13 protein-coding genes are annotated in these 13,981 nt (G+C 71.7%); 4 read left to right on the top strand and 9 right to left on the bottom strand.

The genetic code is table 11. The annotated features are described in order from the left end of the window. Positions 1 to 1,245 precede the first annotated feature (1,245 nt). Positions 1,246 to 1,644, top strand: coding sequence for a VOC family protein (locus tag ACZ5WG_RS18045; protein WP_468724219.1), 399 nt, complete (start codon positions 1,246 to 1,248; stop codon positions 1,642 to 1,644). 4 nt (positions 1,645 to 1,648) lie between these two features. Here the strand turns inward: ACZ5WG_RS18045 and ACZ5WG_RS18040 are convergent, their stop codons facing one another. Together ACZ5WG_RS18040 and ACZ5WG_RS18035 are read right to left on the bottom strand one after the other, a co-directional pair. Continuing rightward, the gene (locus ACZ5WG_RS18040) at positions 1,649 to 2,443 is read right to left on the bottom strand and encodes a bestrophin-like domain (protein WP_468724218.1); all 795 of its coding nucleotides are present in this window, start codon (positions 2,441 to 2,443) and stop codon (positions 1,649 to 1,651) included. Between the two features lie 49 nt (positions 2,444 to 2,492). Then, entirely contained in the window at positions 2,493 to 2,870 is a 378-nt protein-coding gene (locus ACZ5WG_RS18035; protein ID WP_468724216.1) for a winged helix-turn-helix transcriptional regulator, read from the bottom strand. A gap of 58 nt (positions 2,871 to 2,928) precedes the next feature. Between ACZ5WG_RS18035 and ACZ5WG_RS18030 the strand changes: the two genes are divergently transcribed. Together ACZ5WG_RS18030 and ACZ5WG_RS18025 are read left to right on the top strand one after the other, a co-directional pair. After that, complete coding sequence (locus ACZ5WG_RS18030; protein WP_468724214.1) at positions 2,929 to 3,540, top strand: NAD(P)-dependent oxidoreductase; 612 nt, start codon at positions 2,929 to 2,931, stop codon at positions 3,538 to 3,540. Next, positions 3,537 to 4,010: a nitroreductase/quinone reductase family protein gene (locus tag ACZ5WG_RS18025; protein ID WP_468724213.1), complete on the top strand. Its 474-nt coding sequence runs from the start codon at positions 3,537 to 3,539 to the stop codon at positions 4,008 to 4,010. The genes ACZ5WG_RS18030 and ACZ5WG_RS18025 overlap by 4 nt, the downstream gene beginning before the upstream one ends. Positions 4,011 to 4,015: 5 nt before the next feature. Here ACZ5WG_RS18025 and ACZ5WG_RS18020 read toward each other — a convergent pair whose 3' ends face one another. Together ACZ5WG_RS18020 and ACZ5WG_RS18015 are read right to left on the bottom strand one after the other, a co-directional pair. Beyond that, positions 4,016 to 4,303: a hypothetical protein gene (locus ACZ5WG_RS18020; RefSeq protein ID WP_468724212.1), complete on the bottom strand. Its 288-nt coding sequence runs from the start codon at positions 4,301 to 4,303 to the stop codon at positions 4,016 to 4,018. Between the two features lie 156 nt (positions 4,304 to 4,459). Continuing rightward, positions 4,460 to 6,091 carry an APC family permease gene (locus ACZ5WG_RS18015; RefSeq protein ID WP_468724211.1) on the bottom strand — a complete coding sequence of 544 codons (1,632 nt, stop codon included), beginning with the start codon at positions 6,089 to 6,091 and terminating at the stop codon, positions 4,460 to 4,462. 310 nt (positions 6,092 to 6,401) lie between these two features. On the opposite strand from ACZ5WG_RS18015, the gene ACZ5WG_RS18010 reads away from it, so the two are divergent. Beyond that, a complete protein-coding gene (locus tag ACZ5WG_RS18010) occupies positions 6,402 to 7,037 on the top strand; it encodes a hypothetical protein (protein ID WP_468724210.1) in 636 nt (211 codons plus the stop codon). 142 nt (positions 7,038 to 7,179) lie between these two features. Here ACZ5WG_RS18010 and ACZ5WG_RS18005 read toward each other — a convergent pair whose 3' ends face one another. From ACZ5WG_RS18005 to ACZ5WG_RS17985, 5 genes are all read right to left on the bottom strand, one after another. Continuing rightward, positions 7,180 to 8,655, bottom strand: a complete 1,476-nt coding sequence (locus ACZ5WG_RS18005; protein WP_468724209.1) for an aldehyde dehydrogenase family protein — start codon at positions 8,653 to 8,655, stop codon at positions 7,180 to 7,182. Continuing rightward, positions 8,652 to 10,391, bottom strand: coding sequence for an N-acyl-D-amino-acid deacylase family protein (locus ACZ5WG_RS18000; protein WP_468724207.1), 1,740 nt, complete (start codon positions 10,389 to 10,391; stop codon positions 8,652 to 8,654). The genes ACZ5WG_RS18005 and ACZ5WG_RS18000 overlap by 4 nt, the downstream gene beginning before the upstream one ends. Before the next feature lie 522 nt (positions 10,392 to 10,913). Then, positions 10,914 to 12,035, bottom strand: coding sequence for an LLM class flavin-dependent oxidoreductase (locus ACZ5WG_RS17995; protein ID WP_468724206.1), 1,122 nt, complete (start codon positions 12,033 to 12,035; stop codon positions 10,914 to 10,916). 116 nt (positions 12,036 to 12,151) lie between these two features. After that, the gene (locus tag ACZ5WG_RS17990; protein WP_399242259.1) at positions 12,152 to 12,937 is read right to left on the bottom strand and encodes an SDR family NAD(P)-dependent oxidoreductase; all 786 of its coding nucleotides are present in this window, start codon (positions 12,935 to 12,937) and stop codon (positions 12,152 to 12,154) included. A 20-nt stretch (positions 12,938 to 12,957) separates the two neighbouring features. After that, the gene (locus ACZ5WG_RS17985) at positions 12,958 to 13,908 is read right to left on the bottom strand and encodes an LLM class F420-dependent oxidoreductase (RefSeq protein WP_468724204.1); all 951 of its coding nucleotides are present in this window, start codon (positions 13,906 to 13,908) and stop codon (positions 12,958 to 12,960) included. Positions 13,909 to 13,981 lie beyond the last annotated feature (73 nt).

The raw sequence follows: 13,981 nt of genomic DNA, 5'->3' as shown, positions 1-13,981 counted from the left end.
CCACCCTTGACTGCCCGGCCCACCCCGGAATGCCATAAGACTGTCGGGAAGCCCCCGAAGGAACGGTCAGGGGGACAGATAGGCACACGGGTTCATCAGAGATGCCCGACCTTGTTCCCCTGCTCATCAGCACCCAGCCCACCAGGACCACCGAGCCCAGCCGGAATGGGTGCGCGGGGAGGCCCCGGCTCCCTCTAGGGCCCAGATGAAGCCCTTTCCGGGTCCCGGTGGGGTCAACCTGCACCAGACAGCGATGAGATGACGCTGCGGTGCCGGTTGGGCCGTGGACGCCCCAAATCGCTACGCGCTCCGCCCGGTTTGGCGTCCTCGCCCCGCCTGTGGCTGGACATAGGCCGCCCACGACCGGCACAGGGACGGCCCGGCATGCGACAGCGGGTCGTTTGCCCCTTCTGTTCGCCAGCCGAGAGTCAGGAGACGCCCTGTCGGAGTGAGAGGTGGAGAAATCCGGCATCAGGCTCCCTCTCGCCCGCTTTTCGCCCCCAACAGCGTGCAGACGCCCGAAAACCCGCCCACGGGAGGCATCTTGCGGCCTATGTCCAGCCCCGGACGGCCGTCGGACGCCGAGAGATGAGAAGCGCGTAGCGATCTGACGCGATACGGGCCTGCCCCTCACCGCATCGTCATCTCATTGCTGTCTGGTGCAGGTTGACCCTGCCTGGGTCCGGAAAGGGTGGCTATGGGCCCTTCAGGGAGCCATTCCCTCCCCGCGGCCCCGTCACGGCCCGGCTCGCTGGTCCTGGTGAGCGGACTCCGGATGGACGGGGGCCCCTGCCCGGCATCTCTGATCGGGGCTGGTCCGGATCCGAACCCCCTGGCCATCCTTCGGGGGCTTCCCGGCAGTCTGTTGTCTTTCCGGGGCGGGTCGGTCGGTCAAGGGTGGAGCGCAGCGACATCGCGAAGCGACGCGACCGCAGGGAGCGCCCTTGAGGGACCGGCACGACACGGAAGGACAGTGGACTGCCGGGAAGCCCCCGGACCCCTCCCGACCCCGAGCACACGGACCCCGACCCCGACGTCCCGATCGACCTCCCGACCCCGAGTCCACAGACCCCGACCCCCGCCCTCCCGGCCAACCGTCCCGCCCCGAGTCCACGGATCCCACCCCCCGAGTCCCCGCCGGTCTCTCCGACCCCGAGTCCACAGACCCCGCCCCCGCCCCCGACCCCGCCCCCGCCCACACGACCCCTGCCCCAGAGGCCCCAACCACCCCCGTACGCTCACCACATGATCACTTCAGGCACCCACGTCCGTGTCGCCCGGCCCTCCCTCGACCTCGCCGCCGCCGAGCGGTTCTACGTCGACGGGCTCGGGCTCGGCGTCCTGTGGCGGAGCACCGACATCGCGCCCGGGGAGCACGAGCTGCTGATGGTCGGGCCCGTCGGTGGGGGCTGGCATTTCGAGCTCACCCGGAACCCCAAAAACCCCGTCGCACCCTCCCCCACCGTCGACGACCTCTTCGTCGTCTACCTCGGCGAAGCCCCCGACGAGGCCCTCGTCCAGCGGCTCGTCGAACACGGCGGGACCCGGGTCGCCGCGCACAACCCGTACTGGGACGAGTACGGGGTCACCGTCGCCGACCCCGACGGCTACCGCCTGGTGCTCTGCTCCCGCACCTGGGGCTGACCCGCTAGGAGGCGGGCCAGAACTGGGCCAGCGCCGCCTCCTTGTACGGGGCCGGGCTCACGCTCAGCTCCCCCGCGAACGGGCGGTCCAGGGCCATCACGAGCAGCAGGCTGAAGCCGATCAGACCGGCCACCGCCGAGACGAACAGCAGCTGCATCTTCAGGCTGCGCAGGCCGAACAGGAACGTGAGCGGGAGGATCACCAGCGCGCCCCCGTACACCAGCACCTGGAGCAGCACCGGCAGGGACGTTTCCGCCATCGTGATGCGGGCCCGGCGCTGCGCGGCGACGTCGTTGAGGCGGCTGGCGGCCTCCCCGTAGAAGGTCTCGCTGCGGGCGCCGGTGGGCTCGTACGCCTGGAGCGCCTTGTACAGCCCGTGCGTCGGCTCCGCGGTCGCCTCGTAGCTGGGCCGGCCCTCGCGCATGAGCGGCCACTGGACGTCGACGACGGCGTGCACGTAGTCACCCACCGCCCGTTCCACGCGGGCGCGTTCGGCCGGCGGGAAGGCCTCGGCGCTGCGGACGACCAGGGCGAGGTCGGTGGCCTCGGTCGCGACGACGGTCTGGGTGTTCTCCAGCTGGGTCCAGAGCGTGACGACGACGAAGGCCAGGATGATGCCGTAGATCGCGCCGAACATGCCGAGGGCGACGCCGACCATCTCGTTGTGCTCGCCGCCGGCCAGGTGCGGGAAGCGGCGGCGCGCGGCGAGGCTGCCGCCCACGGCGAGGGCGACGAAACCGCCGACGAGGAGGACGCCGAGGGTGAACGTGCTGAAGGTGTTGAGCAACCAGAGGATCATGGGCTGCTCAACGATCAACTCACGCTGAGGGACCGCCCGAAGACCCCGCTCACGGCCCGCCCGCGAGCCCTGCCTCCTGGGCGTCGATGAGCTCGTCCCAGTGCTCGCGCGTCCACTCGCACGCCGCGTCCAGCGGGCCCAGGAGGCCGCGGCCGAGCGGGGTCAGGGCGTACTCGACGCGGCGCTCGGGCGGTGCCTGCTGCGTCCGTACGACGAACCCGTCGCGTTCGAGGGCGCGCAGCGACTGGGTGAGGGACTTGGACGTGATGCCGCGCAGTGGGACCTTGAGCTCCGAGAAGCGGCGCGGTCCGCCCTCGAGGCAGCGCAGGATCAGCGACGCCCACTTGTCGCCGATCCGGAACGGGACTAGGGGGGAAGGGCAGACGGGGTCGAACATCTCCGGGTCCAGCGGCTCTGGTTCACGCATGATCCACACGTTAGGCAGGTACCCGTTCGGTAACCAGGCCCTTTTCTATGGTCGCCCCATGACGAAGAACGAGAGCGGAAGCAAGGTCATCGTGTTCGGGGCCCGCGGGCAGGTCGGCCGGGCCGTCGTCGCCGAGGCGCGGGAGCGCGGGTACGAGGTCACGGAGGCGGGGCGCGCCGACGGGGACATCACCTCGGCGGCCGATGTGGCGCGGCTGGCGGCGGGGCACGACGCAGCTGTCGTGGCGGTGTACGACGCGCAGGCGGCCCCGGGGGTGTTCTTCCCGGCGGTGGCGCGGGCGCTCGCGGCGGGCCTGGCGGAGGCCGGGGTCGGGCGGCTGGTGTCCGTCGGGCTGGCATCCGTGCTGCCCACGGGGGCGGGGGCCGCGCTGATGGACACACCGGGGTATCCGCAGGAGTGGCGGGAGTTCTACGTCGGCCACGGTGCCGGGACCGAGGCCCTGCGGGCGGCAGCGCCGGCGGGGCTGGACTGGGCGGTGCTGAGCCCGGCCGGGGACTTCGACCACGACGGGGCGCCCGGCGGCGGCTACGCGTTCGGCCCGGCCGATGCCGCCGGCCGGATCACGCACGCCGACTTCGCCCGGGCGGTGCTGGACGAGGTCCGGACCCCGACCGTGCGCCGCGCCCACGCGGGGGTGACGGCGGCATGACCGGCATCACGGCCACCGACACCACGGTCACCGACAGCCCGAACCCCTGGGTCGCCGAGCACATCCGCCGCTTCGAGGAGACCGCCGGGCAGCCGCGGCCCGGGATCTCGGACCTGCTGCTGACCACGCGGGGGCGGCGGTCCGGGCTGCTGCGGCGCACGGCGCTGGCCTACGTACGGGACGGGGAAGGGGGCGGGGACAAGGAAGCGGACGGTGCCGCGTACGTCCTGACGGCGTCGAACGGGGGCGCCGACCGGCACCCCGCGTGGTACCTGAACCTGGCGGCCGACCCCGCCGTCACGCTCCAGGTCGGCGCCGAGACGTTCCCGGCGGCCGCCCGCCGCGCCACCCCTGCCGAGGCGGAGCGCCTGTGGCCGGTGGTGGTGGCGGCGATGCCCTCGTACGCGGTCTACCGGGCGGCGGCGGACCGCGAGATCCCGCTGGTGCTGGTCACCCGTACGGCCCCGTAGCCGGGTCAGCGGATCGCCGGGGCCTTCGGGAGCCCCTGCAGGGCGGTGCCCGCGCCGGAGAGCGAGGTGTCGGTGGCCTTGGTGGCGGACCCAGCGGCGGAGGCGGTCACGCCCACGGCGGTCTTCGTGTCCTGCACGGCCTGGCCCGGGTGGTTGGCGATGTCGCCGACGCGGCGGGCGAGCGGGGCGGCCGCCTCGAGGGAGGGCCCGTCGGCGTGGGCGGCGACGGGGGTCAGGGCGAGGGCGCCACCGGAGAGGACCAGGGCGGCAAGGCTGCGCTTCATGGCGTTCATGCCGTGCAGAACGACCCGCCGCGGCCCCGGTCACCGGGCACCCCCGCTTTGGGGTGACGGTCGCGCTCCGCGGCGGCCCGGGGGCACAACGTCCGCGGCCCCGGATCGGGGGATCGGGTCCGGGGCCGCGGGGGTTGCGCAGGGGTTCGGGCGGGGTCAGTCCTCGACCAGCAGGGCCGGGGTGGACTTCGTCAGGATCTCGCCGCGGAAGAAGGCCGGGCTGCGGCGTTCCGTGACCAGCATGATCACCAGGCCGAGGGCCAGCAGGCCGACCCCGATGACGAAGACGCTGCCGACGCCGAGGACGGTCGACCCGGAGCCGTACGACGGGTTCCACATGTCGATCAGCGTCTTGAAGAAGACGGCGGCCAGCAGGAGGCCGCCGAGGACCGGGAAGACGCCCTTGAAGAACAGGTCCCGCGCGGAGCGGCGCAGCTCGCCGCGGAAGTACCAGGCGCAGGCGAAGGCCGTCAGCGAGTAGTAGAAGCAGATCATCAGGCCGAGCGCGAAGATCGTGTCGGTCAGGACGTTCTCGCTGACCAGGGTCATCACCGTGTAGAAGGCGCCGGTCGCGACGCCCGCCATGACGGTGGCGCGGCCCGGGGTCTTGAAGCGCGGGTGGACCTTGGCGTAGGAGGCCGGCAGGGCCTCGTACGTGGACATGGCCAGGACCGTGCGGGCGACCGGGATGAACGTGGTCTGGAGCGAGGCGGTTGCCGAGGCGAGGACCGCGACGAAGAGCAGGATGCCGAGCACCGGGCCCATGACCGGGCCGGCGAGGGCGGCGAAGACGTTGCCGGAGGTCTCCGGGTTGCCGAGGCCGAGGCCGGTGGCGCCGGAGCCGACGGCCATCTGGGCGGCGATGCCGGTGGCCAGGTACGAGCCGACCAGGACGACCATCGCGATGAGCGAGGCGCGGCCGGGGGTCTTGGCGGAGCCGGTGGTCTCCTCGTTGGTGGCCAGGCAGGCGTCCCAGCCCCAGTACATGAAGATCGAGAGGGAGAGTCCGGCGGTGAAGGCGCCCATGGACTCGACCGCGAAGGGGTTCATCCACTGCCAGGAGAAGTCCAGGCCGGTGTCGAAGGCGCCGGTGCCGGCGCCGGTCGAGGCCTTCTGGAAGGCCATCGCCACGAAGATGGCGAGGACCGCGAGCTGGAGGCCGACCAGGGTGTACTGGACGCCCTTGGTGGCGGTCATGCCGCGGTAGCTGACGGCGGTCGCGGCGGCGATCAGGGTGAGGCAGGTGGCGATGTGGACGAGCTTGTCGTCGTCCAGGGCGGCGATCGACGGATTGCCCGTGATCTCTCCGGCCAGCAGCCAGAAGTAGGAGGTGGCGACGCCCGCCAGGTTGGAGAGCACGATGATCGTGGCGATCACCAGGCCCCAGCCGCACATCCAGCCGATCCGCGGGCCGAAGGCCTTCACGGTCCAGGTGAAGGAGGTGCCGCAGTCCGGCACGGCCTTGTTGAGCTCGCGGTACGCGAAGGCGACGAGCAGCATCGGCAGGAAGCCGGCCAGGAAGACCGCCGGCATCTGGACGCCGACCTCGCCGGCGGTGGAGCCGAGGGTCGAGGTCAGGCAGTAGACGGGGGCGACGGTGGAGATGCCGATGACGGCGCTTCCCACCAGACCCACGGAGCCCTTGCCGAGGCCTTTGCCGCGTACGTCGCCGCTCGCACCGCCGGTCGCATCGCCGCTCGCCGTGGCGCCCGCATCACCGGAAGCACCGCCTCCGGTGACGCCTCCTACCGTGTCTCCGACCCCGGGCCGAACGTCCAGCTGTGTCATGCCAAAGGACGTTAGAGGCTGCGATTTCCATGTCCGGAAGGATTAGATCCGGATCCCGCCGCGCCGAATTGCCTTTGAATCCTGAGCCTGGAGCCGTTCACGTGACCGCAATGAAAGGTTCGCGTTGGACGTTACCCCCGGTTCACAGGACGCGGACGCGGTGTTCCGATATGCGGAAACCGCAGGCGTGTCCGGTTTGCCCCTTTCGAAAGTTTCCCGTGTGACTTTTCGGCGCCCCGTTTTGGCGCGAACATGACCGTCGCCCTAGAGTCCCGACGATCAAGGTCATCGACACGGGGGACATCCGCGCATGCGCATCAGAACGGTCATCGCCACCGCCACCACCCTCACCGCGCTCCTCACCCTCACCGCCTGCGGAAGCGACGACGGCGCGTACGCCGGGGACATCGCCTCGGTCGGCGGCATCGGCGCGGGCGGCGACGGCGGAGCGCCCAGGAAGGGCAACGGCCTCGGCTTCAACGGGCTGGTCAAGGCGGGCTCCATGGCCGAGGCCACCCGCATCGTGGGCAGGTACACCAAGTGCACCGAGGTCTCCAAGGCCCAGGAGGGCCACGACCCGGGAGAGGGCCCGGACGACAAGTACGGGGCGGCGTACTCCGTGACCGAGCGCGGATGGTGCAACGACCGCGGTGACACCGGAATCTTCCTCATCAAGGACCCGAAGGCCTTCCAGGCCGCGTTCAAGGCCGACATCGACAAGGAGTACGCCAAACACCCGAAACGCCACGTCAACATGGGCTTCGTCATCGGCCGGGACTTCGCCGTCGGCTCCCAGAGCACGGACACGATGACCGCCATGCTGAGCGCGAAGAGCGGGATGGTCGTGCTGAACTGCCACCCGGACTTCAGCCCGCCGAGCGGCTACCGCAAGGAGCCGGCCCTGGTGAAGGGCTGCGTCCTCACGGACTACCTCTCGGAGGAGTGAGGCGCGGGGAGTGAGGCACGGGAAGTGACGTGCGCGGGAGCGGGGGCCGACTTCCCCGCCCCCGCTCCCCCTCCGCTTCCGCCCCCGCTTCCGCCCTCCGCTTCCGCCTCCAGCAGCCGGTGGCCGGCGGCCGGTGGCCGGCTCAGCCCGCCCAGACGATCGACTGCATCTCGCTGTACGCGTGCAGCGCGTACGAGCCCACGTCCCGGCCGACGCCCGAGCGCTTGAAGCCGCCGAACGGGGCCTCCATGTTCCGGCCGATCGTGTTCACGCCGACCCCGCCAGCCCGCAGCCGGCGCGCCACCCGGAAGGCGCGCGCCGCGTCCCCGGACCACACGTAGCTCAGCAGGCCGAAGTCGCTGTCGTTGGCCAGGGCCACGGCCTCGTCCTCGCCCCCGTCGAAGGGGACCACCACGACCACCGGGCCGAAGATCTCCTCCCGTACGACCCGCATGTCGTTCGTGCAGTCCACCAGCAGCGTCGGCGCCACGTAGAAGCCGCGGCCGTCCCCCACCACCGGACGCTCCCCGCCGTGCGCGATGCGCGCGCCCTCCTTGCGCCCGAGCTCGACGTACGACTCCACCCGGTCCCGGTGCGCCGCCGAGATCACCGGGCCCACCACGGTGCCGGCCACCGCCGGGTCGCCGACCTTCATGAAGGCCAGGTAGCCGGTCAGCTTCTCCACCAGCTGCCCGTACACCGACCGGTGCACGATCACCCGGGTCGGGGCCGTGCAGATCTGGCCGGAGTAGAAGGAGAAGGTGGTGCCGATCCCCATCACGGCCGCGTCCAGGTCGGCGTCCTCGAAGACGACCGCCGCGCCCTTGCCGCCGAGCTCCATCAGCTGCCGCTTCATCGAACGGCCGCAGACCTCCGCGATGCGCTGCCCGACGCCCGTGGAGCCGGTGAACGACACCATGTCCACGTACGGGGAGTCCACCGCGGCCTCGCCGACCTCGACCGAGGTGCCGCAGACCACGTTCACCACGCCGGCCGGGGCGCCCGCCTCGTGCAGGGCCTCGGCCATCTTGAAGACCGACAGCGGATCCTGCGGTGCCGGTTTCACCACCACCGTGTTGCCCATGGCCAGGGCCGGGGCCACCTTGCCCGCCGGGTTCGCCCACGGGTTGTTGTACGAGGTGATGCAGGTGACCACGCCGACCGGCTGGCGCACCTCCAGCGCGCCCAGGATGCTCGCCCTCCCCATCGGGCCGGCCTCGGTGACCTGCGGCGGCAGCCCGCGCTCCACCGGTTCGAGGGCGCCCTTCGCGTAGCGCCGGAAGCGGGAGACCCCGACCCCGACCTGCATCCCGCGCGCGATGCCGGTCGGTGCGCCCGTCTCGGCGCGGGCGAGCGCGGCCCACGGCTCGTACTCGCGCTGCATGATGTCCGCGGCCCGGTCCAGGATGGCCGCCCGCTCCTCGGGGGCCGTCCTGGACCAGCTCTCGAAGGCCTCCGCCGCCGCCCGCGCCGCCTCCTCGACCTGGGCGCGCGAGGCCTCGGGCGCGAGCCCGACCACCGATTCGTCCGCCGGGTTGACCACCTCGTAGTGCCCGGCGGCCGGCTCGACCCACTCGCCGCCGATGTACAGATTCTGCGCCTGCGCGTCGTCCGTCATCGGGTGCTCACCGTCCTCGTGTCGCGGCCCGAGCGGAGCACGATCCCGGGGATCGCCCCCGTCACCTCGTCGTCGCGGATGGTCTCCACCCCGTTGACGCGTACGGACACGATCCCGATCGCGCGGGCGTCCAGCCGCGGGCTGTCGCCGGGCAGGTCGTGCACGAGCGTCGCCGGACCGGCCTCGATCCGCTCCGGGTCGAACAGCACCAGGTCCGCGTGGAACCCCTCGGCGATCCGGCCGCGCTCGCGCAGCCCGAACAGCTGGGCCGGCTCGTCGGTGAGCATCTTCACCGCCTGCTCCAGCGGCACCAGCTTGCGGCCGCGCAGGCAGTCCCCGAGGAAGCGGGTCGTGTACGGGGCCCCGCACATGCGGTCCAGGTGCGCGCCCGCGTCGGAGCCGCCGAGCATGACGTCCTCGTGCTGCCAGGTCTCGGCGCGCAGGGCCCAGCTCGCCGGGTCGTTGTCGGTCGGCATGGGCCAGAGCACCGTACGCAGGTCGTCACCGGCGCAGATCTCGACCAGGCACTGGAAGGGGTCCTGGCCGCGCTCGGCGGCGATGTCGTTCACGACCCGGCCGGACAGGCCCTCGTTCTCCTTGCTGTACGTGTCCCCGATGACGTAGCGGCCGAAGTTGGCGAGGCGCCGGAAGACCCCGGCCTCCTTGCTGTCGGCGCGGCGCAGCATCTGCGCCCGTACGTCGGCGTCGCGCAGCTTCGCGATCCGCTCGGGCACGGGCAGGCCGAGGATCTCGCCCCAGCCGGGGATCAGGTTCAGCGCGCAGAAGGTGCCGAGCGACATGTTCATGGGGGTGAGGATCGGCATGGTCAGCGCGACGATGCGGCCGCCGGCCTTGCGGGCGCGCTCGCTCGGTATGAGCTGGCGCGGCACCCGTTCGGGGACCGCGGCGTCGATGGTGAGGACGTTCCAGTTCAGGGGGCGGCCGGCGGCGGCGCTCATCTCGACGAGGAGGTCGATCTCCTCGTCGGCGAACTGGTCGAGGCAGCCGGCGACGATGGCTTCGAGCTGGGTGCCCTCGTGTTCGGCGACGGCCTTCGACAGCGCGATGAGCTCGGCGGGCTGGGCGTGGCGGGAGGCGACGGGTGCGCCGTCGCCGTCGGAGTGGGTGGCGGACTGGGTGGTGGACAGGCCCCAGGCGCCGGCGTTCATGGCGTCGTGGAAGAGGTCGAGCATCTGCTGCATCTGCTCGGGGGTGGGCCGGCCGCCGACGGCGTCCGCGCCCATGACGTGCCGGCGCAGTGCGCAGTGGCCGACCATGAAGCCGGCGTTGACGGCGATCCGCCCTTCGAGGGCGTCGAGGTACTCGCCGAAGCCGGACCAGGTCCAGTCGACGCCTTCCTCGAGGGCCTTGAGGGCCATGCCCTCGACCTTGCTCATCATGCGGCGGGTGTAGTCGGCGTCCTCGGGGCGGTCGGGGTGCAGCGGGGCCAGGGTGAACCCGCAGTTGCCGCCGGCGACGGTGGTGACGCCGTGGTTCATGGAGGGCGTCGCGTACGGGTCCCAGAACAGCTGGGCGTCGTAGTGGGTGTGCGGATCGACGAACCCGGGGGTCAGGACCAGGCCGGTCGCGTCCTCGCTGGTGCGGGCCTCCTCCTGGACGGCGCCGGACGCGGCGATGACGGCGATCCGCCCGTCGCGGATCCCGACGTCGGCGACGTACGCGGGTGCGCCGGTCCCGTCCACGACGGTGGCTCCGCGGATGAGGTGATCGAGCATGACGTCCCTTCTGCGGTGTGGTTTGCGGGTGCGGCACCGCTGCGGGGCGCCGCAGCCGGACCCCCGCGCCTCAAACGCCGGCGGGGCTGGATTCGGGCGCTGCAGTCCGCCGGGGGCGGCTGGGTTGCCCGCACGGCAATCCCAGCCCCGCCGGCGTTCGGGGCGCGGCGTCCGGGGCGGAGCCCCAGCAGCGGCGCCCCGAACGCCGGGCGGAGCCCCCGTGCCCCGGCCGGTGGCCGCCCGGCCGGGGCGGGTGCCGGGCGGCGGTCCGGGAAGACGCCGCCCCGTCTGGGGCCTTGGGGCCGGGCCCGGACTCCACGGGCCCCGCCCCCTGCCGAAGCCAAGCGCTAGGTCGTGTCGTCAAAGTCCCGTCTGGCTGGCGGGGGCTGGCACGCACGCTCGCCGCGTTGTCGTCGGTCAACGACGCTCCGCGTCGCTTCCCTCCTCCGCCTTGCGATCGCACGCACCAGCCCCCGCCAGCCCCGCCCTTCCGGGCGGCCGACGCTACTTTGACGACACTCCCTAGGCGGCCTGGCGGAATCGGGTGGTGCGGTGGACCGGGTCCGTGTCGATCTTCGGGATCACGTGCTCGCCGATGAGCTTGATGGTGGTCATCGTGTCCTCGTACGAGACGCCGGTCGGCAGGCCGAACGACAGCTGGTCTGCGCCCGCCCGCTCCCAGCGCTTGCACTGTGCGAGCACCTCGGACGGGTCTCCGCAGATCAGCAGTTCCTCGGCGATCAGCAGCTCGATGATCTCCGCGTTGTACTCGGGCAGCGTCTCGGGCCACTGCGGGATCGCCTCGGGCCGCGGGAAGGTGTCGTGGTAGCGGAAGACCAGCGACTGGAAGCGGTTCATGTTCGCGTTGACCGCGATCTCCACCGCCTTGTCGTGCGTCTCGGCGCATATCGCGGTGGAGGTGACCATCACGTTGTCGTTGACGAACGCGCCGATGGCCTTGGCCTCCTGGATGGCCGTCTTGTACTGCTCCAGCACCCACTCCATGTCGGAGACCTTCTGGACGCTGAAGCCGAGGACGCCGAGGCCCTTCTTCGCGGCCATCGCGTACGAGGAGGGGGAGCCGGCGGCGTACCACATGGCCGGGTGGGCCTTGCCGTACGGCTTGGGGAAGATCTTCCGCGGCGGCAGCGACCAGTGCTTGCCCTGGAACCCCTCGTACTCCTCCTGGAGGAACATCTTGGGGAACTCGGCGATGGTCTCTTCCCAGATCTCCTTGGTGGCGTTCATGTCCGTGATGCCGGGCAGGAATCCGAGGATCTCGTGGCTGCCCGCACCGCGGCCGGTGCCGAACTCGAAGCGCCCCTTGGAGAGGTGGTCGAGCATGGTGACCTTCTCGGCCACCTTCACCGGGTGGTTCACGGGGGCGAGCGGGTTGAAGATGCCGGAGCCGAGGTGGATGCGCTCGGTGGCGTGGGCGAGGTAGGCGAGGAACACCTCGTTCGCCGACAGGTGCGAGTACTCCTCCAGGAAGTGGTGCTCGGAGGCCCAGGCGTACTTGAAGCCGGACTTGTCGGCCTGGATGACGTACTCGGTCTCCTCGACCAGCGCCTTGTGCTCTGCCTCGGGGTCGACCTTGGACCGCGCCTCAGGCACGTATCCCTGCACGAAGAGCCCGAATTCCAAGGGGGTTCACCGTCCTTTGATTTCTGACGTGTCGTCAGATTCGATGAGTCGACTGTTCCACCGCGGAAGCGGGAGCGTCAATACCTGACGCTCCATCAGATGAGGTCGGCGGGGATCTAGAGGATGCTGACGCCCGCCATCCAGCCGCCGTCGATCACGAACGGCTGGCCGGTGATGTACGAGGAGTCCTCGCTGCTCAGGAACAGGGCCAGCTTGGCGATCTCGTCGGGCCGGCCCACCCGCCCCATCGGCACGACCCGCCGGTAGAGCTCCGCCATCGCGTCCCGGGCCTCGTCGCTCATGTTGGCCGGGTCCAGCAGGCCGGGATTGGCCATCGGGGTGTCCACCGCGCCCGGGCACATCGCGTTGACCCGGATGCCCTTGGCGGCGAGCTCCAGCGCGGCCACCCGGGTCAGACCGACGATCGCCGCCTTGGTCGCCGCGTACGAGCCGACGTACGCCATGCCCGTCAGGCCGGTGTACGAGGAGGTGTTGACGATGGTGCCGCCGCCGGCCGCCTCGATCTCCGGGGCGACGGTCTTGATGCCGAGGAAGGCGCCGACCTGGTTGACCTGGACCAGCTGCTGGAACTCCTCCAGCGGGGTCGAGACCAGCTCGTTGAAGCGCAGGATGCCCGCGTTGTTGACCAGGCCGTCGATCGGGCCGAAGGCCTCCTTGGCGGCGGCCACGGCGGCCGCCCAGTCCTCCTCCCGGCTCACGTCCATCCGAACGTACCGGGCGCGGTCCTCGCCTATCTCCTTTGCCACGGCGGCGCCCTGCTCGTCCAGCACGTCACCGAGGAGCACCTTGGCACCCTCGGCGGCGAAGAGGCGGGCCTCCTGCTCGCCCTGGCCGCGCGCCGCACCGGTGATGACGACGACGCGCCCGTCCAGCTTGCCCATGCCCGTACTCCCAGTGGTTGTCATCGGTCGTTGAGAAGCGGGCCGACCTCGGCCCCGAAAGCGGTGATCTGGTCGGTCAGTTCGGCGCGGTCGCGACTGCGGAAGCGGACCTGGATCTGGTCCACGCCGAGCTCCCGGTACGCGCGGAGGGACTCGGCGAGCGCCTCCGCCTTGCCGGTGAGGGTGCGGCGGCCGGTGTCCCAGCCGGGCTCGCCGACGTACAGCGCCTCGGTGATCGCGCCGAACTCGATGGGGTCCGCGACCCCAGCCGCGGCGCGGAGCTCCTTGATGCGGGCGATCTGGCCCGGCAGCCTGTCGCGCGGGTCGCCCTGCGGGAGCCAGCCGTCGCCGCGCACCGCGGCCCGGCGTACGGCGGCGGGCGAGGAGCCGCCGACCCAGACGGGGACGCGCCTCTGGGCGGGGCGGGGCAGCTGGCCGAGGTCCTTGAAGGAGAACAGCTCCCCCTCGAACTCCGGGTACTCCTCGGGCCCGAGGGCGGCGCGCAGCGCGTCCAGGGTCTCGTCGAGGACGGCCCCGCGGCGGGCGAAGTCGACACCGAGGACCTCGAACTCCTCCTGCACGTGGCCCGCGCCGACGCCGAGGATCAGCCGGCCGCCCGAGAGGTGGTCGAGGGTGGCGTACTGCTTGGCGCTGAGCAGCGGGTGGCGCAGGCCCAGGATCGCGACGTGGCTCAGCAGCCGTACGCGCTCGGTGATCCCGGCGAGGAAGGCGAGGGTGGCCACCGGGTCGTACCAGACGGTGCTCATGGGTCCGGCGAGCCGGCGCGGGATGGCCACGTGATCGCAGGTGGCGACGTACCCGAAGCCAGCCCGGTCGGCGGCCCGCGCCACCTCGGCCAGGTCGACGGCGGTGGCCGAGGCCTCCCAGGGCTCGGCGTAGATGCTGCTCTGCGACTGGATCGGGAGCTGCATCCCGTAGACCAGCCGGCCCTCCGCGAACACGCGCGCCATGCCGTCACCGCCTCCGCTTCGTCTGTCGCCTGCGGCTGCCGATTCCGCGTCCCGTCGGCGCCGGGGGCCATCG

It is taken from the genome of Streptomyces sp. NPDC032745 (assembly GCF_055579465.1).
Note: the sequence above shows the minus strand (reverse complement) of the source record. Positions and strands in the feature narration are given on the sequence as shown.